At 61.4% G+C, this 19,442-nt stretch carries 24 protein-coding genes; 18 read left to right on the top strand and 6 right to left on the bottom strand.

The genetic code is table 11. The features are described from left to right. Window positions 1-828: 828 nt before the first annotated feature. The 9 genes from NS355_RS18595 to NS355_RS18585 all read left to right on the top strand — a co-directional run bounded on the left by NS355_RS18595 (window position 829) and on the right by NS355_RS18585 (window position 8,334). Complete coding sequence (locus NS355_RS18595) at window positions 829-999, top strand: helix-turn-helix domain-containing protein (protein WP_153008060.1); 171 nt, start codon at window positions 829-831, stop codon at window positions 997-999. Window positions 1,000-1,235: 236 nt separating this feature from the next. After that, window positions 1,236-1,550 carry a hypothetical protein gene (locus NS355_RS05105; RefSeq protein WP_058744711.1) on the top strand — a complete coding sequence of 105 codons (315 nt, stop codon included), beginning with the start codon at window positions 1,236-1,238 and terminating at the stop codon, window positions 1,548-1,550. Continuing rightward, window positions 1,547-1,768: a hypothetical protein gene (locus tag NS355_RS05100; RefSeq protein WP_058744710.1), complete on the top strand. Its 222-nt coding sequence runs from the start codon at window positions 1,547-1,549 to the stop codon at window positions 1,766-1,768. The genes NS355_RS05105 and NS355_RS05100 overlap by 4 nt, the downstream gene beginning before the upstream one ends. After that, window positions 1,765-2,235 carry a hypothetical protein gene (locus NS355_RS05095; RefSeq protein WP_058744709.1) on the top strand — a complete coding sequence of 157 codons (471 nt, stop codon included), beginning with the start codon at window positions 1,765-1,767 and terminating at the stop codon, window positions 2,233-2,235. The genes NS355_RS05100 and NS355_RS05095 overlap by 4 nt, the downstream gene beginning before the upstream one ends. Beyond that, on the top strand, window positions 2,232-4,391 hold the full coding sequence (locus NS355_RS05090; RefSeq protein WP_084787544.1) for an AAA family ATPase: 2,160 nt from the start codon (window positions 2,232-2,234) through the stop codon (window positions 4,389-4,391). Before NS355_RS05095 ends, NS355_RS05090 begins: the two co-directional genes overlap by 4 nt. Then, window positions 4,391-4,822, top strand: coding sequence for a DUF5681 domain-containing protein (locus NS355_RS05085; RefSeq protein WP_058744707.1), 432 nt, complete (start codon window positions 4,391-4,393; stop codon window positions 4,820-4,822). Before NS355_RS05090 ends, NS355_RS05085 begins: the two co-directional genes overlap by 1 nt. A gap of 214 nt (window positions 4,823-5,036) precedes the next feature. Beyond that, window positions 5,037-5,270 (top strand): hypothetical protein, encoded by a 234-nt coding sequence (locus tag NS355_RS05075; protein WP_058744705.1) that lies wholly within the window; start codon window positions 5,037-5,039, stop codon window positions 5,268-5,270. An 11-nt stretch (window positions 5,271-5,281) separates the two neighbouring features. Further along, window positions 5,282-5,470 (top strand): hypothetical protein, encoded by a 189-nt coding sequence (locus NS355_RS18590; RefSeq protein ID WP_153008059.1) that lies wholly within the window; start codon window positions 5,282-5,284, stop codon window positions 5,468-5,470. Window positions 5,471-5,727: 257 nt separating this feature from the next. Next, the gene (locus tag NS355_RS18585; protein WP_153008058.1) at window positions 5,728-8,334 is read left to right on the top strand and encodes a hypothetical protein; all 2,607 of its coding nucleotides are present in this window, start codon (window positions 5,728-5,730) and stop codon (window positions 8,332-8,334) included. On the opposite strand, the gene NS355_RS18580 is transcribed toward NS355_RS18585, so the two are convergent. The 5 genes from NS355_RS18580 to NS355_RS05040 all read right to left on the bottom strand — a co-directional run bounded on the left by NS355_RS18580 (window position 8,331) and on the right by NS355_RS05040 (window position 13,518). After that, a complete protein-coding gene (locus NS355_RS18580; protein ID WP_153008057.1) occupies window positions 8,331-8,714 on the bottom strand; it encodes a hypothetical protein in 384 nt (127 codons plus the stop codon). The genes NS355_RS18585 and NS355_RS18580 overlap by 4 nt on opposite strands. A gap of 745 nt (window positions 8,715-9,459) precedes the next feature. Next, window positions 9,460-9,942, bottom strand: coding sequence for a DUF421 domain-containing protein (locus NS355_RS05055; protein WP_058744701.1), 483 nt, complete (start codon window positions 9,940-9,942; stop codon window positions 9,460-9,462). Continuing rightward, window positions 9,942-10,469 (bottom strand): hypothetical protein, encoded by a 528-nt coding sequence (locus NS355_RS05050; RefSeq protein ID WP_153008056.1) that lies wholly within the window; start codon window positions 10,467-10,469, stop codon window positions 9,942-9,944. Before NS355_RS05050 ends, NS355_RS05055 begins: the two co-directional genes overlap by 1 nt. Window positions 10,470-10,574: 105 nt before the next feature. Then, window positions 10,575-11,297: a phosphatase PAP2 family protein gene (locus NS355_RS05045; RefSeq protein WP_058744699.1), complete on the bottom strand. Its 723-nt coding sequence runs from the start codon at window positions 11,295-11,297 to the stop codon at window positions 10,575-10,577. Window positions 11,298-11,436: 139 nt separating this feature from the next. Then, a complete protein-coding gene (locus tag NS355_RS05040) occupies window positions 11,437-13,518 on the bottom strand; it encodes a hybrid sensor histidine kinase/response regulator (protein WP_058744698.1) in 2,082 nt (693 codons plus the stop codon). A 461-nt stretch (window positions 13,519-13,979) separates the two neighbouring features. Between NS355_RS05040 and NS355_RS05035 the strand changes: the two genes are divergently transcribed. The 9 genes from NS355_RS05035 to NS355_RS18570 all read left to right on the top strand — a co-directional run bounded on the left by NS355_RS05035 (window position 13,980) and on the right by NS355_RS18570 (window position 18,966). Continuing rightward, complete coding sequence (locus tag NS355_RS05035; RefSeq protein ID WP_153008055.1) at window positions 13,980-14,255, top strand: hypothetical protein; 276 nt, start codon at window positions 13,980-13,982, stop codon at window positions 14,253-14,255. A gap of 30 nt (window positions 14,256-14,285) precedes the next feature. Continuing rightward, complete coding sequence (locus tag NS355_RS05030; RefSeq protein ID WP_153008054.1) at window positions 14,286-14,828, top strand: hypothetical protein; 543 nt, start codon at window positions 14,286-14,288, stop codon at window positions 14,826-14,828. Between the two features lie 3 nt (window positions 14,829-14,831). Beyond that, on the top strand, window positions 14,832-15,455 hold the full coding sequence (locus NS355_RS05025) for a hypothetical protein (protein WP_058744695.1): 624 nt from the start codon (window positions 14,832-14,834) through the stop codon (window positions 15,453-15,455). Window positions 15,456-15,458: 3 nt separating this feature from the next. Further along, window positions 15,459-16,190 carry a hypothetical protein gene (locus NS355_RS05020; protein ID WP_058744694.1) on the top strand — a complete coding sequence of 244 codons (732 nt, stop codon included), beginning with the start codon at window positions 15,459-15,461 and terminating at the stop codon, window positions 16,188-16,190. A 1-nt stretch (window position 16,191) separates the two neighbouring features. Continuing rightward, window positions 16,192-16,422 (top strand): hypothetical protein, encoded by a 231-nt coding sequence (locus NS355_RS05015; protein ID WP_244489563.1) that lies wholly within the window; start codon window positions 16,192-16,194, stop codon window positions 16,420-16,422. After that, window positions 16,419-16,688, top strand: a complete 270-nt coding sequence (locus NS355_RS05010) for a hypothetical protein (protein WP_153008053.1) — start codon at window positions 16,419-16,421, stop codon at window positions 16,686-16,688. The genes NS355_RS05015 and NS355_RS05010 overlap by 4 nt, the downstream gene beginning before the upstream one ends. A gap of 184 nt (window positions 16,689-16,872) precedes the next feature. Continuing rightward, window positions 16,873-17,268, top strand: coding sequence for a hypothetical protein (locus NS355_RS05005; RefSeq protein ID WP_244489562.1), 396 nt, complete (start codon window positions 16,873-16,875; stop codon window positions 17,266-17,268). Window positions 17,269-17,357: 89 nt separating this feature from the next. After that, window positions 17,358-18,371: a hypothetical protein gene (locus NS355_RS05000; protein ID WP_153008052.1), complete on the top strand. Its 1,014-nt coding sequence runs from the start codon at window positions 17,358-17,360 to the stop codon at window positions 18,369-18,371. After that, on the top strand, window positions 18,352-18,966 hold the full coding sequence (locus NS355_RS18570; protein WP_153008051.1) for a hypothetical protein: 615 nt from the start codon (window positions 18,352-18,354) through the stop codon (window positions 18,964-18,966). The genes NS355_RS05000 and NS355_RS18570 overlap by 20 nt, the downstream gene beginning before the upstream one ends. A 143-nt stretch (window positions 18,967-19,109) precedes the next feature. Here NS355_RS18570 and NS355_RS04995 read toward each other — a convergent pair. Further along, on the bottom strand, window positions 19,110-19,442 hold a 333-nt coding region (locus NS355_RS04995; protein WP_153008050.1), incomplete at its 5' end, for an IS5 family transposase.

The raw sequence follows: 19,442 nt of genomic DNA, 5'->3' as shown, positions 1-19,442 counted from the left end.
ATAGGTGACTTGAAAGGCCTATTGGCGGCGCGCCAAGACATTCTCGCTTTGCCGCAGGGGCCTAATCGAACGGCCCTTATCTCGGATTTTGTTCAACGGTCGACGCTATTTGCGGCGCTCGTTTGCGGGTCAGAAATGCTAAGTGAGGCGTATGGCGACCCATGCAGCGATAGCCGACAGGAAACTCTCCGGCTCTTAGCCAACCGCATCAAAATGGTATCGGGACTATTTTTCGAACAAGAGATAAATCAGAGCCTCATCCCGCATCCTGGGAGCCTCCTCAGCGCCGCATTCGAGGCTACTGCAATAAGCCAGGGTGATGATCCGCGTCTGTTTGCAAGGCTTCCTGCTCGCTTAAGGCCCGCTCGGGTTCTCTGGGGAAAGTATGCTGCGCTACGGTGGGACGCTTATCTCGAAGCCGGAGGAATAGCGCTTTCGGAACGGCGTAATGCAATAGTGCAGGCATTTGGTCTGGCAGAATGGGGCAGCACGAAACATTGGAAAAGGGAAATTGAGGCCGTTTTTGGGGTATCCGTCTTGGAGCGGAAGTTGGCGGCAGCTCGAATAGCAGGAGCCGAAAACCGTCGTCCGGCTTGGACGAGCTCGCCCAAACACCCTAGCTTGAAGGGATCCCTGTCGGAGGACGGTCGTCAATACCAACTTGCCGCGACTGAGCATAAGGCGGCGCAATCACGTGGTTAGGCGACGATCATATCGCATACGGTCCAATGGGAAGTTTTGTGGTAAATACTTCCTTTGAAGGCGCCTTAGAATAGGGGCTAATTCGCTGTCGCCCGCTGGCGTTCGCCAGCATGATGGAGGCGACAAATGCAGCCTGTGCTTCACCCAATCAAAAACTTCTGCGCCGCGTACGGTGTCGGAAAAACCAAGGCTTATGAGCTGATCGCGTCAGGTCAGCTGGAGTCAGTCAAGATTGGCCGCAAGCGGCTAATCACAGATGCCAGCGCGCGCCGCGCCCTGCTTGGCGAGGCTGCGTGATCAGCCATGGCAACCAGTAAGGGGCACTCGCGCCCTATTAAGCGAGAAAGCCGCCCGGCTGGCACCGTGCGGCTTCCCAAAACTTGTCAGCTTGGCTGCGACGAGTTTGGAAATAGCACCTCCGCCCTTCAGCTTCAACGGCTGAATACCGCGTTCGGATTGACCGGTCTTCGTGCCGAACTGATCGCGTCCCTGCATTGGGGCGCCCTTCCCTCTTACAACGAGGGGATGCGGTGATGCGCCAGACCGACACATCGGCCGCAGCATGGGCATCCATTGCGGACGCCGCTGGCCACCTTGAGCGCATCGTCATGAAGACGCTGCGCGCCCATCCCAATGGCCTTACCGTTGACGAAACCTGCGCTGCTGCCGGGTATCCCCGGTACAGCTTGCAGCCCCGTTTCACGGCCCTGAAGGACCGCAAAGCGATCTTCGATACTGGCTTGCGTCGTCGCAACGTCAGCGGCGCGAAGGCGATCGTCTGGCGGATCACTCAGTTTCAGGCGGACGCAGCGAACGACTGCGATGCCCAGGAAGGCGGTGCCGCATGATGAACATCGAGATGTTCAGCGGCGCCACGCCGGTCGGGGACGGGTTCACCGTCTCCTTCCGGTTCGCCAACCAGCAGCTTGAAGCCGATTGGTCCCCTCGCATGCCGATGGGGCCTGGCGGTCGAAAGTATCTCCCCGCCTACCGTCTGGCACGTGACGAGTTCCTGCGTCGCGTCGCCAAGCGCACCGGGATCAGCATGATGGTGGTTGACCTATGAGCGGCACCATTACTCCCATCGCGTCGCGTCAGACGCCCGAAGTGCAGGCCCGCGCCATCGCCGCTGTCACCGCATTGCGGCGGCAGGTGAATGAGCCACGCAGCCTTGATCGCGTCCTGGGCGTGGATCGTGGGATCGTCGGCTATCCGACGCTTGACGCCTGGTACCGTGCCCAGCCCGTTCCGAAGGGGCGGCTGGGAGCGCGCTTACGACTCTCACCGGACGAAAAGCGGCTGTACGGCTTGCGCCCGTCTGCTGAACTCATCGAACTGCGCGGGCTGGGTGATGAGTCGGAGCGCTGGTGCGTCAGCGTCTTCCCGATTGCGGGCGGGTATATAGTAGGTGTGAAGGCCCCGATGGGCGGCGGCGGCGTGGGCGTGCGCTTCACTAAGTCGCATCAGGCATCAGATTATGCCCACCGTCTGTCAGTCGAGCATGACCTGCCGATCGTGGAGCGATACGCATGAGTGCCGCTCCTCGCATGGACACGCCCGATGCCACTTCGTTCGGGCCGCTGATCGGAGCGGTTGCGCGGCGCGTCTGGGGTGAGCCGAACAAGCGGCTTTCCAAGCCTGGCGAGATGCGCTGGGGCAATCAGGGTGCACGTATCGTCTATTCCAAGACGGGCGCGTTCAAGGACACCGAGGCAGACCAGTCGGGCGGCACGCTCGAATTGCTGCGCCATACCTGCGGGCTCGACAAGGGCGGTGCCGTTGCATGGTTGGTCCGCGAAGGCCTCATCCCCGACCGGGCACGCGAACACGCCATCAAGCTCCATCCTGGGCAGCGTATCGTCGCAACCTTCCTGTTCACCGATGCGGGCGGCAGGCTCCTGTACCGCAAGCACCGGATCGAGCCGGGACGTGGCGATCGCCGTAAGGAGTTCGCCTATGACCGTCCTGACAGTGCAGGTGGCTGGCGATGGGGCCGTGGCGACGATCAGGTCCCCTATCGCCTGGCTGATCTGGCGAACGCACCCAAGGACGCAGCCATCTATATGGCAGAGGGTGAGGCGAAGGCCGATCGCCTTGCGTCCTGGGGCCTGATCGCCACGTCCAGCAAGGACTGGCGCGCGTTTGACTTCTCCGGTTACGTTAAAGGCCGGTCGGTCATCATCCTGCCCGACAACGACAACACCGGCACCCAGCTCGCGGAGAAGGTGAAGGCCGACGTCGAGCGTGCGGAAGGCCGCCCGGTCATCGTCCACCTGCCCCGCCTCCCCGACAAGGGTGACGTGCTCAACTGGGATGGTGATGCGGCTGAGCTGGCTGCGCTGGTAGAGACCGCCCCCAGTGCTACCGCTGCTCCGGCCGATACCTTCCCAGTCGCGGATCTTGCCGCATGGGCCAAGGTCGAACCGACCCCGAAGCGGTTCGTCATGACCGGCGTCATTCCAGAAGGCGAAGTGACGTTGTTCACCGGTCCTGGCGGCACGAACAAGTCGACGTTCGGGCTCCAGCTGTGTGCTTGTGCCGCTACCGGGGTGCCGATGCTGCGCGTGGCGGTCGATGCCGTCCCGGCGCTGTACGTCACCGCTGAAGACGAGGACCGGGAAAACCATTGGCGGCTGCGCAAGATTGCGAATGCCATCGGCACGACGCTGGAGGGGCTGGCTGGCCGCCTCAATGTCGTATCCATCCGGGGGCGTCTGAACAACGAACTGGCGACGTTCGACGCGGAGGGACGGCTGCACCCCGCCCCCGCCTTCCAGTTGCTGCGGGCAACGATCGAGAAGACCGAGGCGAAGCTGATCGTCCTCGACAACGTCGGTCACCTGTATGTCGGCAACGAGAATGACCGTGGTCAGGTGACGGCGTTCATCAACCTGCTCTATCAGCTCTGCCGCGAACTTGGCGTGACGATCGTGCTGATTGCTCACCCCAACAAGGCGGGTGACAGCTATTCGGGGTCGACGGCCTGGTTGAATGCCGTGCGCTCGCAGATCGTCCTGCAGCGTCCCGAGGATGGGCTTGATCCCGATGCCCGCGTCCTGACGCTAGGCAAGGCGAACTACGCCCGGCCAGATCAGCAACTGGCGTTCCGGTGGCATGACTTCGCGCTAGTGGTAGATGCCGATCTATCGGAAGATCAGCGTGCCGAGGTGGCGTCGATCGCCCGCGATGCGAATGACAATGCCGTGTTCCTGAAGTGCCTGGCGGAGCGGACGCGGCAGCAGCGTGCGGTGTCGGAGAAGACCGGTCGCAACCTTGCTCCGGTCGTTTTCGCGACCATGCCGGAGGCGAAAGGTGTCGGCAAAGAGCGCCTGGAACGGGCCATGGATCGGCTGTTCCGACTGGGCAAAATCGAGCGTGCCGAGCTGTGGAAAGGGGCCGATCGCAAGCCTGTTTATGGCCTGCGCGAACGTGCGGGAAACGCTGCGGGAAACGGCGCGGAAACACGGTGCGGAAACGCAGGGAACCCCTCGGCGGAAACGCGGGCAACACACACCCCCTTACTACGTAAGGGGACGGGCGCCGCCTTTCAGGGCTCCGCGCCCGTCCCTGAAGGCAACGATAGCCCCACCCACAGCAGTGTTCACCGCACCGTCCCAGGGATGATCCTCGCACCGGGTGAGACGGGGTTTGAGCCCCTGCCCCATGATCCATTCGAAGGAACCGATTGATGAACGATGAGGCGCGAACTGAGCGCGCAATTACGCGTGGCAAGCCGTTCGAGAAGGGCAACCCAGGCAAACCCAAGGGCGCGCGTCACCGTGTCACTCGCGCCATCGAAGCGCTGCTGGAGGGCCAGCACGAAGCCCTAACCAAGGCAGCGATCGACAAGGCACTGGCGGGCGACACCGTTGCCTTGCGCCTATGCCTGGATCGGCTGGCCCCGCCCCGTCGGGACGCGCCGGTATCGATCGAACTGCCCCCGGTTCGATCGGCCGCCGATGCGGTCGAGGCGTCAGCGGCTGTCCTGGCGGCAATATCCGCAGGCGACGTTACCCCGGACGAAGGCGGCCGCATCATGGCGCTGCTGACGGCACACAAGGCAATTGTTGAAACTGGCGATCTGGAAGCCCGGATCGCGGCATTGGAGGAGAAGAACTGATGCCCTCTATTAACATCCGACTCGCCCGCCTTGAGCAGTCAGCCGCTGGCCCGCTCCCTGCGCACATCCGTCGCTGGCTGGGAGAGTCCTTGACCGAGGCCGAGAAAAACCAAGCCGATGCAGAGTGGCAGCGCGTCCAATCCGGGGCACCCATCGACCTATCACGTCAGAATGCAGAGGCACGCCACTGGCTCAGCGAACGGGGGATGATGGCATGACCTTGCGTACCCGCCTGACCAAGCTCGAGGAGCGCACCGACGGAAGCGGGCTGTCACCGGCCGAACGTGAAGCGGCCATCGCGCGATATGAGGAAGCCTTCAGCCAATCCGCTGGGACCTACCCCAACGCCATGCACCCTGACGCCTATCGTGCGGCAATCGAGGGCACCCGCAACCCTGGTCAGCAGCGGCTTATCGCCTGCATGCTGCCCGGCGACGACGACCTGTAGGAGAGACGATCATGACGATTAAGCGCCGCATTGAACGATTGGAATCGACCACAACGGGCAACGAGACCGGTGTGCGCCTGCACTTCGTGAATGATTGGGAGCCAGATCCGGCGCCGCCCCCCGTATCAGGCAATGAGCGTCTGATCACGGTTCGATTCTGCCGCCCTGCAAAGGACCGGAACACCTATCAAGCGGCGTGATAGGACACCAAAAGACACCGGTGAGCGTGTCTGACAGATGCCATACAAAGGTCCCCAAGCAATCAGGGGCCAATCATGACCACGCGAACCCTCAACGCCAAAATTCAACTTCGGGCCAGTGACATCTTGCTACGTCAAGCCGCCGATAAGGCGGCACGTGACGGGATGTCACTTTCTGAACTGGTCCGAAGCGCCGTCCGAAATGAGGTGGCCCGTGATGGACGCGCACCCAAGCCGTCTGCGGGGTGTGCTGCATAATGGTAAATTCGCCCGGTCAGGTTGTCGACGATCGACGCGGCGTACCCAGCGGCTTTCAGGAATTGCCCGCTGACGCGCAGATCGATCCGATCCCGGAAGGCTTTGAAGAGCTGCCTGCGAATGCGGAAGTGCAGCCGACACGGATGGACGACAAGGCCATTCGCGCGCGACTGACCTCTCTTATTCAGGCGCAGGCGTCGCGTGACGACATCAACGCCTTCCTACAATCACAGGGAATCGATCCAGCCGCGGTGCCGAATATCGACCAGGCGCTGGCGGCCGCGCGACAGGGCCGGGAGTTTGGTGTTCGCACCGTCAATGAGATGCCCGAGGTGGGGCCTGCACCCGAGACAGTTGGGCAGGCCCTGTACCGAGGTGTCGGAGACGTCGCTGCGGGTGTTGGAAACGCTCTTGGCTTCGTCGCGAACCCGCTCAACGCCGGTATCAATTACCTGACCGGCAGCAACCTCAGCACGGATCTCGGTAAAACGTTCCGCGAGTGGTCGGGTGCGCCCGCCCCGGTCACTAAACTTGAACACTATTTGAGCGCTATAGCGGAAGGTGGTGCGACAGGCCTTGCAGGCGCGGGCATTGGCTCGCTCGCGGGTGGAGCGGGCGGCATGACGGGCTATGTCGCACGTCAGGTGGCATCCAACCCGGCCGTCGATGCCGTATCGGGCATGACCAGCGGGCTGGGAACTGAAGGCGGGCGGGATGTGGCGGGAACGCCTGGCGCAATCGTTGGCGGCCTGGCTGGGGGCATAGGGGGCGCCGTTGGCGCGGCGCGAGCGTTCGCAACACGGGTGCCCGCTGCCGTCGCCTTAGGTCGCGACGGCCGCCTGACGCCTGAGGCCTACGACATGGCGATGCGCGCGGGAACGACCGAAGGCGACGTGCTGGATGCTTATGCTCGTGTGCGGGCGTCGGGGAATCGTGATCCTCGCAGTCCTGCTGATCGGCAGACGGCGCGGGAAGCCGCCCGCAATCGCCCGCAAGGGATGGAAGGCGATGCGTCCAGACCTGTGCAGCAGCAGCCCCAGTCACCCCAACCGTCGAACCTCAACGATCGCACTCAGGCCATTGTCGACGGTATCGGCGATCGTCTTCCTCGCCAGGTCGACAACACACCGCCTTCGACACCGCACCAGCGCTATGACGAAGCAGCTAGCGAAGGCATTCGGCTTACGCGGGGACAGGCGGAACAAGACTTCCGGGTCCAAAACGACGAGAATTCACTGCGTGTGTCCGCCACGAACGAAGGCGAACAGGCGCGCGGGTTCTTTCGTCAGCAGCAGGAGCAGATTCAAAACGCAATAACGCGGTTCCGCTCGGCATTCGGCCCTGATGCTGGCAATGCTGCTGATCGCGGTAAGCAAGTGCGCGACGCCGTTCGCGACCTTCGGGACGCCGGGCAGGAAGGTGTTGCGCGCCTATACCGCCTAGCCGAAGAGGCAGGTGGGGTAGCCCTCCCCCTCGAAACTGACGGCATCCGCAATGCCGCGACCGATGTTCTGATCAGCGCTCGCGTGAAGCCGCTGGTCAAGAAGTCGATCGAGGAGGAGTTGGCACGTTATGCGCTGATCGGTGAAGCCGCGCCCATGAACGAGGTTGGCATCACGCGCGTCACGCTCGACGACGGCTCAACGGTATCTTTTCGTGGCCAACCCCGCCAGCTGACGGCCGCCAATGCCGAAGACCTGCGCAAGTCAATCAACAGCCTCTACCTTCAGGACGATTCTCGGCTTTCGCAGTCCATCAAGCCCGCGATTGACGATGCGTTGGAAGCCGCGCTGGCGCAATCAAGCGACGAAGGCGGGATGGTCGGCGCGCGTTATCAAGCTGCCCGCGCCGCTCATCGGCAGCAGCGCCAGACGTTCAACGCCAAGGACATCATCGACAACCTGATCGCAGTGAAGCGCGGGACCGAAACCGACGTCCATCTGCCCGAGAAAGCAATCGCTCAGGTCCTGGGCGCTGGCAAGGACGGTGTGTCCAACCTGCGGCGGGTTAAGGCGGTGCTGCTGTCGAGCAATACACCATCGTCTCGGCAGGCATGGGCGGCGATTCAGCATCAGGGCCTCGCAGACATTTTCGACAGCGCAATCTCGCGTAACGTCAACCACGGCAATGGCCAGATCGGCGATGTGGTCAGCGGTGCAAAGCTGAACAGTGCGATCGAGCGGTTTGGCCCACTGAAACTGCGCGAACTGCTTGATCAGGAGCAGTTCAATGGCTTGATGAAGCTGCGTCGGATCATCGGCAACGCGACGATCCCGATCAGCGGCACGGTCAACCCGAGCGGGACAGCGATGAAGATCTTGAACTTTCTTAAAGGCGCAGGGACCCGCGTCAGCGCGTTCGTGCCCGGATTCAGCACTGTTCTGGACAGCGGTTCAAATCTACTGGCGAAGGCGAGTGAGCAAGCCGCCACCCGCCGCACGCTTGACGGTATCCTGCGCTACGACGGCACACCTGCGTCTGCCCGTAAGATCGACCAGCAAGCGCAGGAGTTCGTCCGCCAGTTTGTCGATGCGGGCAAGAGTGGCCGTTTCGTGCCCACCAGCGTCAACCTGACGCGGGCACCCACGGAGCGGAACAGTAATTAGGTGGCGTCCGCTTCACCCTTCAGCTCTTCCTGCACCTGTCGCTCGAACGCCGCCGCGTACGCCTCGCATCCCTCGATGAAGGACTGGCTATCGCCGCTGCAAGACGACGCATCAGTATAGCCATTCTCCTTCGCCCATTCGAACCCGGCGTCGTGGCCTTCGCAGTCCCCCGTGCACATGGTTCCGTCAGCTACGTCGTCGAACGACATGGACGCCAGGGTGTCAGTGGCCCGGTCATGGGCCTCATCTTCGCTGAAACCTGTTGCAGATGAATCAATCGAAGCTTGGGCTTCAACAGCCGGTCGATCAACAGTCTGATTTTGGGATGCTTTGGGTGCCCCGCATCCACCGAGTGCTAGACTAACGGTCAAAATTGTCATCAGCCCATGATGCATTGCGCCGCCCCCCAATTTTCCGTTGGTGTCGAAGTTATTCCCTGACTAGCTCCTGGCGGCAATGCGCCAAATACGCACGCCTATTAAAATTAATCTGAGCCTGACACTTTTGTTGGTCGCTTCCAACCCTCCGACTTGCACGATAACGGTTTGCGGGCACGTTCCGACATGGCGAACAGCGGCCATCATGCTTGGCATGCGCAGGCCATCAATTTGGTGTCCGAAATTGTCGTCGGGGCAATCGCTGCCTATGGCGGCTTGGTCGAACGAAGGAAGACGCCTGTTGAATGAGCCGCCTAGCGATCGATCTGGTTGGGCGACAGCGGGGCTGCCGGATCAGATACAGGACGCTCTGGGTCTTGGTGCGGCTCAAATGCGATCACCCATTGCGGATAACCTTCTGGCGACATGGTGATGTCGGCATGGCCAACCGGGTCATTCCCCGTCTCGATCCACCCGGCCCCGTGGCAATAATCGCATATCGCCCGCTTGCACCGAAAGCTGACCAGATCGATCTCGGTGTTCCATTGCCCGTATCCCCGACAGATCGGGCATTTCGCATCAAGTGTCCCGTTTCGCGGCTGAAGCGGGATGATGTCGAAAGCGTGGGGGCTGTTTGGTCCGTCGCAATAGACGACGTTGCTGGCATGGGCGATCGATCTTCTCCTACACCCCCGCCGAACGATTTGTCCGAGACAGGGTTTCCGCCATCGTGACGGAGCGCATGGCGTTACGCGGTACCAGCGTCATCGTCGTCGGGCTTCACCTCACCACCATCTTTGCGGATGAAACTGATCTTGCCCTGCGTCTCCAGGATAGCCCAGGCGACCTGATTCATGTGGGCGATGCCCGCTAGGCGCATCTCGGCTTCGACCTCTGCGCGCGTGATGCGGTCGCGGCGGAGATTCGCCTCGATCAGTTCGCCATCTCGAATGATGACCTGCGGCCGACCATCCAAGAGCGTTTCCAGCCTGGGCGAGAGATAGGTCGCCCAGCTCATTACCAAGGCCCAGAAGGCGAACGTGGCGATCGCCAGGATCGATCCGGTGAGGCTGAAGTCATTATGCGTGACGCCTTGCTGGACCAGGTCGCCCATCACCACGATGACCACTAATTCGAATGGCGTCAGCTGGCCGATCTCGCGTTTCCCCAGCAACCGCAGCAACAAGTAGAGCGCCGCGAATGTGACGGAAGCCCGTAGGACGATGTCCATTATGGCAGGACCGGGATGGTGACATGGGCCTTGGTCAGGGGGGTGTCGTCATCCAGAAGCGTGACGTTTCCTGCTACGCGCCCGATTAGTGGCGGATTTGTCTGGCCGTCTATTTTGACCTCCAACGTCTCCCCCGCTTTCAGTGGGCCATATTCAAAGCGAAATTGCCCGTCCTTGAAGCTCTCGTTGGCGGGGGCTGGTACTTGGCTGTTGATGGTCAGATCGCGCCATAGGGATGCGTCCACGCCAATTACGGCCTTGGCAATGGCTTGTCGGGCGGTGACCCGGATATGGGTTTCGAAGAACAAGCCGCTACGCAGCGGCCGGGCGACCTTCAATTCCAATGAAGCGGCGGGCGCAGAAACAGACGTGACGGGCGCTGGTGTACCGCCGAGCAGCCCAGTCGCCGCAACTGCCATAGCCGTGCCTAGCACGATGAATGCAAGCGGACTGGCGTGCGCCCGAATTCCTCGCACAGGTGCCACATGCCGCTCCTCGATGCCGTCAGGCAGGTCGATGTCACCCATTTGGGTCATCAAGCCATTCTACATCGCAGACGTGTAGGCACGACGTCATACAGCTCCGTCCTCAGGGGCGATCCCATCATGAGGCATAAGGGCCTCTTGGCTGAGTTAATGCAATAAACTCAGGTCAATAAAACGCGGTTGGGATGATCCCACGTCTTTGCCATCTTGCTGAAGCCGAGGCGACGACAGCGCCCCTGCAAGACTGATGACCGGCGTCGCGTCGTCGCCACCGATCGAACACTGCGGCTTTGCAAGCCCCCGCTTAACCCATCGCACCGCTAAATCGATCGCCGCATCGCTCATTCGTTCAGCGATCAGGCCAATGGCGATCCCGGCCAGGACATCGCCCGCATAATGCGTTCCGCGCGGCACCTGTACGACGGATACTGATAGTGCGGCACCACGGGCCGCGGCCGCATGATCTGGATATGCTCGCGCGATTGCCTCTCCGACCGCGACCGCACCGGCACTGTGACCAGACGGGAACGAATTCTCGTCGTGACTGTCGCTATCGCCTTCCCGCAGCCTTGGATCATTACCGTCCTTCGGGCGCCTGCGGTTGATCACGGCTTTAATCCGGCTCTTGGCCCAGGTGGCAAGCGTGTGCGCCGCAAGCATCCTGAAGCCCGTGCTGGTTAGGTGCAGATCCCGGCGCGCGATACCGTCTGCGACCGTGGCTGCGCAGATTATCTGCATCTGCGACTGATCACCAATCTCACTGGCCGCGCCGATTAGACGAACTGGCCAGCTGTCGCGCTCGCCATTCACCTCAGAAGTGATTTTGTGGTCAGCCTTTTCGGCAGCGGTAGGTTTGCGTTGCCCATCCATGGCCGTTCAACACATGGATCAATCCCTAGCTCCGTATAGCGCTCATGCGGGGCTGTGAGATTGCCAGGCTAATAATGACTCATTGAGTGAAGCGTTACACGAAGGGCAGCCGATAGACTGAGTCAGTGTCGGTGGAGCTTTATGCGCTTGCCGCCATCATCTCGTTGACCTTGCTGGTCAGCGCATCGAGGGTGAACGGCTTGGTCAGAAGCTCCATGCCTGGCTCTAAATGCCCGTTCCCGACGGCTGCGTTTTCGGCATATCCCGTGATGAACAAGACCTTCAGGCCGGGACGCAGCGATCGCCCGGCGTCAGCCACCTGTCGTCCGTTCATGCCGTTGGGCAACCCGACGTCCGTGATAAGCAAATCGATACGCGCACCGGATTGCAGCACTTTCAGCCCTGCGGCACCATCTGCCGCGCCGATGACGGTGTAGCCCACCTCGTCCAGCACCTCGTCGACCAGATGCCGGATGGTCGCTTCATCGTCGACTATAAGGATCGTGCCGCTGCCATGATCGGGCAACGCGGCCACCATCTCTTCCACGTCATCTTCGGCATCGCCCACATAACGCGGCAGATATATGCAGATGGTCGTCCCCATACCCAGCTCGGAATATATCCGGACCTGCCCACCCGATTGCCTGGCGAACCCGTAGATCATCGACAGGCCTAGGCCCGTCCCATGCCCCAGCGGCTTGGTCGTGAAGAATGGCTCGAACGCACGATCGATCGTGTGCTGATCCATTCCGGACCCGGTATCGGTGACGCAGATGGATAGGTATTGGCCTGGGGGCAGGTCCCGTTCCCTCCCACTGCGGTCATCCAGCCACTTATTGGCCGTCTCGATAGTGAGTCGCCCTCCATCAGGCATGGCGTCGCGAGCGTTGATACATAGGTTGAGCAAGGCATTCTCAAGTTGACCTGCATCGATGCACGCCGTCCACAGCCCCCCGGCGCCGACCACTTCCATGCTAGTTTCCGGCCCCATCGTCCGGCGAAGCATGTCCTCTAAACCGTTAATCAGCCGATTGACGTCGGTAGGGCGCGGATCGAGCGTTTGGCGGCGGGAAAACGCCAGCAGGCGCTGCGTCAGCGAGGCCGCGCGACGGCCCGCGCCTTGAGCCGCGAGGATAAAGCGATCAAGATCCTCAAGCCGCCCTCGCGCAACGCGATGCTGAAGTAGTTCGAGATTGCCCATCATCCCGGTGAGTAGATTGTTGAAGTCGTGGGCTAGGCCGCCCGTAAGCTGACCCACCGCCTCCATCTTCTGCGCCTGGCGCAGCGCCTCTTCGGTTCGGTGTTGCTCGGTCAGATCGCGGCCGATGATGTAGAACAGGTCGGAACCTACATCCGGCACGGCTGTCCACATGATCGTCCGGAAACTGCCGTCGCTCGCCAGCACGCGATCAACAAAGCCGGTGACGATCTCTCCCGCCGCCAGCTGTGCGACGACCCGAGCAGTTTCAGCATGATCCGCCGCGTCGACGAATTCGACAAAGGGCCGTGTAAGAAACTCAACTTCCGCCCAACCAAGCAGCCGTGTCCAAGCTGGGTTCACCTGAACCAGATAGCCATCCAGTCGTGCTGTCGCCATCAAGTCATTGGTCAGCTGCCATACGCGGTCCCGCTCTGCGGTGCGTTCCTCCACCCGCTGTTCGAGGATCAGGTTCGCGGCCTTCAACTGGGCCTGGCTTTCCTTCAGCGCAGCATCTGCCAGCACACGTGCGGTCGTCTCGTTGGTGAAGATGAAAAGGCCTGCAATCTCACCTTCGGCGTTCAGGACACGCGAATAAGAGAAGGTGAACCACGTGTCAGCAGCGCCACGATCCGTGTCGAGTTTCCACGGCAAATCATTGAACCGCTGACTCTGACCGGCAAAGGCTTGGTCAATGATGGGCTTGGCCTGTTCCCAGGCGTCCGACCACACGTCCTTGAACGGGGTCCCCATCGCCCAGTCGCGTCGCGGCCCCAGCAGTGGGATGTAGGTATCGTTAAAAAAGAACGTCAGCTCGTCCCGTCCCCATGCGAGGATCATTGATTCCGGGGAATTGAGCAGGAGGCTCAGAGCGACCTTCAGTCCCTCAGGCCATGTCTCGGGCTTACCAAGGGGGTGTCCGGTCCAATCCCGTTCCAGGATCAGGCGAGCAGCCTCACCGCCGCCGGACAGAAAGCGTAACGAACGAGGGAGCGAAGAGTCGGCTTGATCGGAGCGGGGCATGGAAGCGAAATACCTCAAGCGCCCCGGCGTTCAATTTCGCCAGATCAACTTTATGATAATGCTGTAAATTGCCTGAGATCCGGCCTGCGTGGTGACGGCAGTCGAGTCAGGTGTTTTCGCCTTTCGCCAAGCGGACACCGACGCCTCTGGTGCGCTAAGGCGTAAGCGGCACTTACATTAACGCGTCTCAAGCCCCTTCCGAACAAGGCGCCTGATAGCTTCGGGACGTGTCGGCTGATCGCCTTGATCTGCCCGCCATTCATCGACGCCAGCAAGTTCTTCGGCTGGCATTCTTACCAGCACACCTTCTTGGCGACCGCCCTGAGGCTTACGCCCTCTCTTTTTCGGGATATCCCCTATTGACCCGTCCATAATAATGGGATATCCCATAAAGCGAAGCAGCGCAAGGGACTGGTACTCCCCGCGCCGCCTCTGACCACAACCGTTCTGGAGGAACGACTATGGCTACTGCCCCCCTACCGGACGCCGTGCGTCCGGCCAAGATCACCTGTGCCTCAAACGGACTGAGCAAATCGACCGGCCGCGCCGTCGATCTTGCCCGCCAGCATCTGCGCACCGGGAAGCCCGGCGCCTATGCCCGTTCGCTGGCCGGTGAACACCGCGCCACCAATGCCCGTCAGCAGCGTGCGATCGAAGCTGTCATCGCTGCCGACGCCTGCGAGCGTCTCTTCACCCGGCATCCGTCGAACGGCTGCCTGATGGCGCGGGAGGGCTGAACGATGGCCAGCTATGCAATCGCGGCAACCGTGACCGACCCCGTCACGGCCATTGCCGACATGTCGCTCGCGATCGAGCGCGTCATCGTCACGATGGACAACGCCAACAGCGAACTGATGGAGCAGGTGGTCGGGCGGCTGAATGACCCGGCATCGCCGATGCATCATGCCGCCTTCAGCGCGTGGTGCACGCACCAGATCGCCTCCGAGAAGCTGGTCGAGATCAGCACGGTCCTTGATGAGGTGGAAGGCAGGCTGTCGACCCCGCCGGACAAATCGCAGGCACAGGAAGCCGAGCATGCCGAATGGCATCGCGCGCACGCTGCTTGGACTGAGGCGCACGCAACCGTTCGGCGATACAATGCGACGCCGGGCGGCGTCCCAGGCGAGACGATGAACGCGGCCGTCCGGATCGAGCGTGAGACCGTCTATCAACTCGCTGCCGCGCCAGCGCCAAACCGCGCCGCCGTGGGCATCAAGATCAACGCCTTGCTCGACTATCTCCAAGACTGCGCGATCGACGAGGCGGCGTTGCGGATGATCGCGGCCGACGCACTGCGGGCGGAGGGCTGAACGATGACCACCGAAACCACCCGTCGCGCCCTGTTCGGGGGCGCTGGCCTCGTCGCGCTTGCCGCCACCGTCCCGGCCGTCGCCTCAACCATGCCCGCTAGTTTGGGCGTCAGCCCTGCCCTGGCCAAGCTGATCGCCGCCGCAGACGAAGCCAAGCGTCAATGCGACGACTTCGACACGGCCACCTATGACCCGCTGAAGGCGCGCACCGACGCTTTGGTCGAAGCCGTCCCGCATGTGACGGTCGACATCAAGAACAGCCCCTTTTGGACGACGGCTGAACCCGCCGCTGTCAGCTTCGCTCGGGACATCGTGCGCGGTGATCCGGGCCGTCGGCATCCCAGCAGCGTGCAACTGCGTCGCCTCGTCGCGGCCGACCTGCACCGAACCCGCCAGGCACAGCGGCTGAAACGTCAGACTGGCCTGCGGGCCGCTTATGACCGCTCGAACGCGCTGGCTGACGCCATGGCGACCACCGAATGGGATGTGGCGCTGTTCCCCTGCGAAACGGCCGCGGACCTTCATGCCAAGCTGGCTTTCATGATGGCCCGGCAGATGGATGACGGCGTCGCAGTGCTCGACGTCCTGCTGCCTGATGCCGCCCGCATCGCGAACAAGGAGGGCTGATCCATGAGGACCCCCAGCGAAACCTTCTGCGCACTTCTCGACGCGCACGATGAGGCCGTTCATCGGTTTAACTCCCTGCCGGATGACGCCGACGACACCCCGGAGTACGAACAGGCATCCCAAGCGATGTGCGAGGCGTCCGACCGGGCAGACCAGGCCGTGCCGACGTCTTGGCCGGAGTTCGAACGCCTGCTGACCCATATGGCGAGCGGCGGACAGACCGGGATCGACGAGGACAACGCGAACCGGCTGATGCTGCACGCCCGTCGGCTGTTGTCGGGTGGGCTTCATGTCGAAGCGCGCACGCCGATCCGCGACCTGATGGCTATGCTCGAGCGTGCAGGCCAACGGGGTGAAGCAACGGATCGCGCGCCACAGAACGCGAAGAACATGATGCCGTCGCGGGCATGGGGTCGCCAGCATTCCGCGCTCACGTCCGCCATCATCCACGAGCCGCCCCTGGACGCGGTTGACGTGCTGGCCGTCCTTATGCGGCTGGCTGCGCACCATGACCTCATCGCCAGCGACGGGGACGAGGCACCGCCACGTGATCTTCAGGACCTGAACGAGATGATCGCGGTCGCACTGCCGAACTGCATCACCAAGCTGGCTGAAATGCTGCCTGACGGCGATTGGCGGACGCGCGAGGTGGCCGCTGAGTTGAACTATCACGCCCTTCAGGTTCAGCGCTGGTTACCAGATGCTGCGCCGATCGGCGATGAGGGGGTACGCTGACATGGCCACCCTCCCCAACCCCACGTCCTTCAACCCCACGGCCTGGCTTCACGCCCTCGTCCAGATCGGCGGCGGCTATGCGCTGACGTCCGACCGCAAGCTGTGGCTGGTCATCCAGGACTGTCCATCGGACGACCTAACGCCACTGATGGCACAGATCGTCGGGCATCCTGACCGGGCGGAAGCGGTGCGCCAGACCATCGAGCAACGGCACTATGGGGAGGCGGCATGATGGGACACGCAGCCGTCACGCCGCCGCCCAGCGCCAATCGTGCGATGCCCTGGCGCCGATCGCGCCATCGTCCTTGGCATCGACTGGACCGGGTCGCATCGCCCCATGCGGTGCTGGCGACCATCCCTTCCCTGCCCCGTGCCGAACTGGCGCGGATCACTGAACGACTGATCGACCGCATGGACGAGCTGGACGGCGATACGGACCTCGAACCCGAGGATCTGGAAGAAGACGACCCCATGGAGGCGGATGACGTTCACTCCTGAGCCAATCACGCCCCCGGTCCCGTCCCGGCGCATGGAACACAGGCCCGCCGCTCGCGATCGTCGAGCGGCGGGCTCTCCGCGTGTGCATCGCTTTCGAGATAGCCTGGCGTTGTCAGAGAGCTTTGTGGACGCCGATTGGTGGATACCCATGTATCGCCGGGCATTCCCGACGATGGTTTCCGCGGTGGCTGTCCGCGAAGATGGGTGGGCGCAGCGAGGCGGGATCGACCGATTGCTGACACTTTCCTGCGGGCGAACCTACACCGTCGACGAGAAGGTGCGGATGCACGACTGGCCGGACGTCCTGCTTGAGCGGTGGTCGGACGAAGCGCGCCGGGTGCCTGGGTGGATTCAGAAGCCGTTGGCGGCCGACTTCATCGGGTACGCCTATGCCCCAGCCGGGATGTGCCTGTTGCTGCCCGTCGTGCCGCTCCAGCGTGCATGGCGGCAGCATGGGCGTAAGTGGATAGACCTGTACGGGACGCGGTCGGCACAGAACCCCGGCTATGTGTCCGTCGGGGTCCCGGTGCCGCGTCATGTGCTGATGCAGGCAATCGTCGAGGCGATGGTAGTTAGCTGAAACGCCCCCCCTGACTCGACTCTTTTAAAACTCAAGTTAGCCTTCCCCTAGCCAAGCACTACAGCGATTCGGCCCCGGGAGTTTAATTGATGCCAGAGCGTCAAAGCGTAACGATCCATTACCGACGCTTCAGAGACGAAAATGATGTTCTCCAAGGCCGGACTTTAGAAGATTACGTTAACGACGCGCTGGACGTTGAAGCCGACGGTGGGCCGCTACGGCAAAACTGGAGTCGCAGGACTCGCTTGCTACCCCCTGATGCCCAAGATACGCACTTCATCAATCTGCATGGTAACGGCGGCGGGCATTTCTTCGCCGATTTGACCCATTTTACCCGTGGCCACATGCAGGCGCTGCTCGAACGAGCAGAGAATACGCCGAGCCTTAACGTTTCACAGATGCCTGCCCCTGAGGGTCGTGAATATCTCCATTCAATGATGTACTGGTTGGTCCGTGGCAACCACGTGATGGTCCTACAGTCGCGCTCAATCGGCACCAAACAGCTTGAAGAATACCTCTCGTGGCTGCTGCACGAGCGCAGTCAAATGGTTGGCCAGCCTGCCGTCGTGATCCTCGACCCCGTCTTGGATGCGGACGAAGTTGGGGGCGACCTCGAGGATATTAGCTCAATCATTATAGGAGGGTCGCCCTTAGCTCCCCCTCCCGGTCCACCGCCAGCCCAACCACAAAGAGGCGCCGAGCCAGCTCGCGAAGTTGAAGAATATCGTGGACTTGAAAGGAAACATGCGTGGGCCACTCGAATGCGAGAAGTGCTTCGGGCCGTGATGAACAGCGACGCCGATGTGGAGCAACTGCTCGATTCCGTGCCGGATGGTGCTGACTTAGATGTGGTGGTACAGATTGGGTATAAGCTGCGCAGACGCGAAGTGAGTCGGGAGCCGATGCAGCGGGCGCTGCGCAACCTGCCTGATGGTGACATCAGAGCGGTCAGCAAAAGCGGTAGGCAATCAGGTCGTGACATTCGCCTTTCGTATACCGCTCGCGTCCTCAAAGAAGGTAGTCTATTAGACCCTGAGGACGTCGAGCGCGCCCTGAGGGAGGCTTACGACAGCTTTGTCAACAATGGCAAAATTCAGCCGTAAAAAAGATGGCCGTTGGATCCGCTTCGCTCTGCGACGGTGGGATTTTGGCGTTGCCCTAGTCACGTCTGGGCTTTGCGCAGCGTTTGTAACGGGCGCCAAGCTCAAAGAAGTTTCGTCGGAGCTGATCACGTTCTTCGGCATACAGTCTGCCGTCCTGTTCCCAGCAATGCTCCTTACCGCAACAATCTTGAAGCCTGACGGGTTAACCGCTTTTGATCTCGCACGCTATCGCCGAGCACTTTCACTACAAATGACCTTTTGGAGCGTACTATTGGCGCTTGATTTTCTTAGCGTCGGCTTAGCCATCGTTGGAAAATCATTGAGCTGGCAGTTTTCTCTCCAAATTCCTTATTTGAGGACATTCGATACTTCAGCAGCAATGATTGGATTATTTGGCTTGGTCGGGGGGCTAGCGATGGTCAGAACCGTTCACGTCGTCCGTGGAGTTTTTAGCTTAATGAATCTGAATTCAGATTTGGTCGGAAAGGCTATAGCCGCCAAGTCAGTAAGCATAGAGACTGACCGGAAGGCCAATGTCACCCCTTTCGCTAAGCCCGCCGGTTTCGGCCGAGTCATCGAACCGCCCGTTCGCTAAGACCATCTATACACCACAATCAATGCTATCACATTCCGAAGCGGCGCATCCGGACTGTTCATAGCCATGATCGCGGCATAGGCTTACGTGGGGGCAAATGCGGCTTGAATACCCTAGGCCAAGGCACCGGATTAATCGTTGCACTAGGTAGTAGACTCATAAGCGCGCAGCCACAGCCTCATGGAGGCGAGCTGGACCATCGCGAGGAAGTTGCCGGCGAGCTTGTCGTAACGGGTGGCGACGCGGCGGAAGTGCTTCAGCTTGGAGAAGAAGCGCTCGATGAGGTTGCGCTCGCGGTAGAGCCGCTTGCTAAAGCAGATTTTCCAGCGGCGGTTGCTCTTGGGTGGAATGTTGGGCGTGGCGCCTTGCTGCTGGATCAGCTCGCGGATGCGGTCTGCGTCGTAGGCCTTGTCCGCCAGCACAATGGTGTGCGGACCAAGATGGTCAAGCAGGGTATCTGCGATCTTCCCGTCGTG

Origin of the sequence: Sphingomonas yabuuchiae, from assembly GCF_001477495.1 — a bacterium.
Lineage (GTDB): Bacteria > Pseudomonadota > Alphaproteobacteria > Sphingomonadales > Sphingomonadaceae > Sphingomonas > Sphingomonas yabuuchiae_A.
Note: the sequence above shows the minus strand (reverse complement) of the source record. Positions and strands in the feature narration are given on the sequence as shown.

Excerpts from the sequence above, each read along its gene's own strand:
- NS355_RS18595 (WP_153008060.1), top strand. The coding sequence starts at position 829 with ATGCAGCCTGTGCTTCACCCAATCAAAAACTTCTGCGCCGCGTACGGT.
- NS355_RS05105 (WP_058744711.1), top strand. The coding sequence starts at position 1,236 with ATGCGCCAGACCGACACATCGGCCGCAGCATGGGCATCCATTGCGGAC.
- NS355_RS05100 (WP_058744710.1), top strand. The coding sequence starts at position 1,547 with ATGATGAACATCGAGATGTTCAGCGGCGCCACGCCGGTCGGGGACGGG.
- NS355_RS05095 (WP_058744709.1), top strand. The coding sequence starts at position 1,765 with ATGAGCGGCACCATTACTCCCATCGCGTCGCGTCAGACGCCCGAAGTG.
- NS355_RS05090 (WP_084787544.1), top strand. The coding sequence starts at position 2,232 with ATGAGTGCCGCTCCTCGCATGGACACGCCCGATGCCACTTCGTTCGGG.
- NS355_RS05085 (WP_058744707.1), top strand. The coding sequence starts at position 4,391 with ATGAACGATGAGGCGCGAACTGAGCGCGCAATTACGCGTGGCAAGCCG.
- NS355_RS05075 (WP_058744705.1), top strand. The coding sequence starts at position 5,037 with ATGACCTTGCGTACCCGCCTGACCAAGCTCGAGGAGCGCACCGACGGA.
- NS355_RS18590 (WP_153008059.1), top strand. The coding sequence starts at position 5,282 with ATGACGATTAAGCGCCGCATTGAACGATTGGAATCGACCACAACGGGC.
- NS355_RS18585 (WP_153008058.1), top strand. The coding sequence starts at position 5,728 with ATGGTAAATTCGCCCGGTCAGGTTGTCGACGATCGACGCGGCGTACCC.
- NS355_RS18580 (WP_153008057.1), bottom strand. The coding sequence starts at position 8,714 with ATGACAATTTTGACCGTTAGTCTAGCACTCGGTGGATGCGGGGCACCC.
- NS355_RS05055 (WP_058744701.1), bottom strand. The coding sequence starts at position 9,942 with ATGGACATCGTCCTACGGGCTTCCGTCACATTCGCGGCGCTCTACTTG.
- NS355_RS05050 (WP_153008056.1), bottom strand. The coding sequence starts at position 10,469 with ATGGGTGACATCGACCTGCCTGACGGCATCGAGGAGCGGCATGTGGCA.
- NS355_RS05045 (WP_058744699.1), bottom strand. The coding sequence starts at position 11,297 with ATGGATGGGCAACGCAAACCTACCGCTGCCGAAAAGGCTGACCACAAA.
- NS355_RS05040 (WP_058744698.1), bottom strand. The coding sequence starts at position 13,518 with ATGCCCCGCTCCGATCAAGCCGACTCTTCGCTCCCTCGTTCGTTACGC.
- NS355_RS05035 (WP_153008055.1), top strand. The coding sequence starts at position 13,980 with ATGGCTACTGCCCCCCTACCGGACGCCGTGCGTCCGGCCAAGATCACC.
- NS355_RS05025 (WP_058744695.1), top strand. The coding sequence starts at position 14,832 with ATGACCACCGAAACCACCCGTCGCGCCCTGTTCGGGGGCGCTGGCCTC.
- NS355_RS05020 (WP_058744694.1), top strand. The coding sequence starts at position 15,459 with ATGAGGACCCCCAGCGAAACCTTCTGCGCACTTCTCGACGCGCACGAT.
- NS355_RS05015 (WP_244489563.1), top strand. The coding sequence starts at position 16,192 with ATGGCCACCCTCCCCAACCCCACGTCCTTCAACCCCACGGCCTGGCTT.
- NS355_RS05010 (WP_153008053.1), top strand. The coding sequence starts at position 16,419 with ATGATGGGACACGCAGCCGTCACGCCGCCGCCCAGCGCCAATCGTGCG.
- NS355_RS05000 (WP_153008052.1), top strand. The coding sequence starts at position 17,358 with ATGCCAGAGCGTCAAAGCGTAACGATCCATTACCGACGCTTCAGAGAC.
- NS355_RS18570 (WP_153008051.1), top strand. The coding sequence starts at position 18,352 with ATGGCAAAATTCAGCCGTAAAAAAGATGGCCGTTGGATCCGCTTCGCT.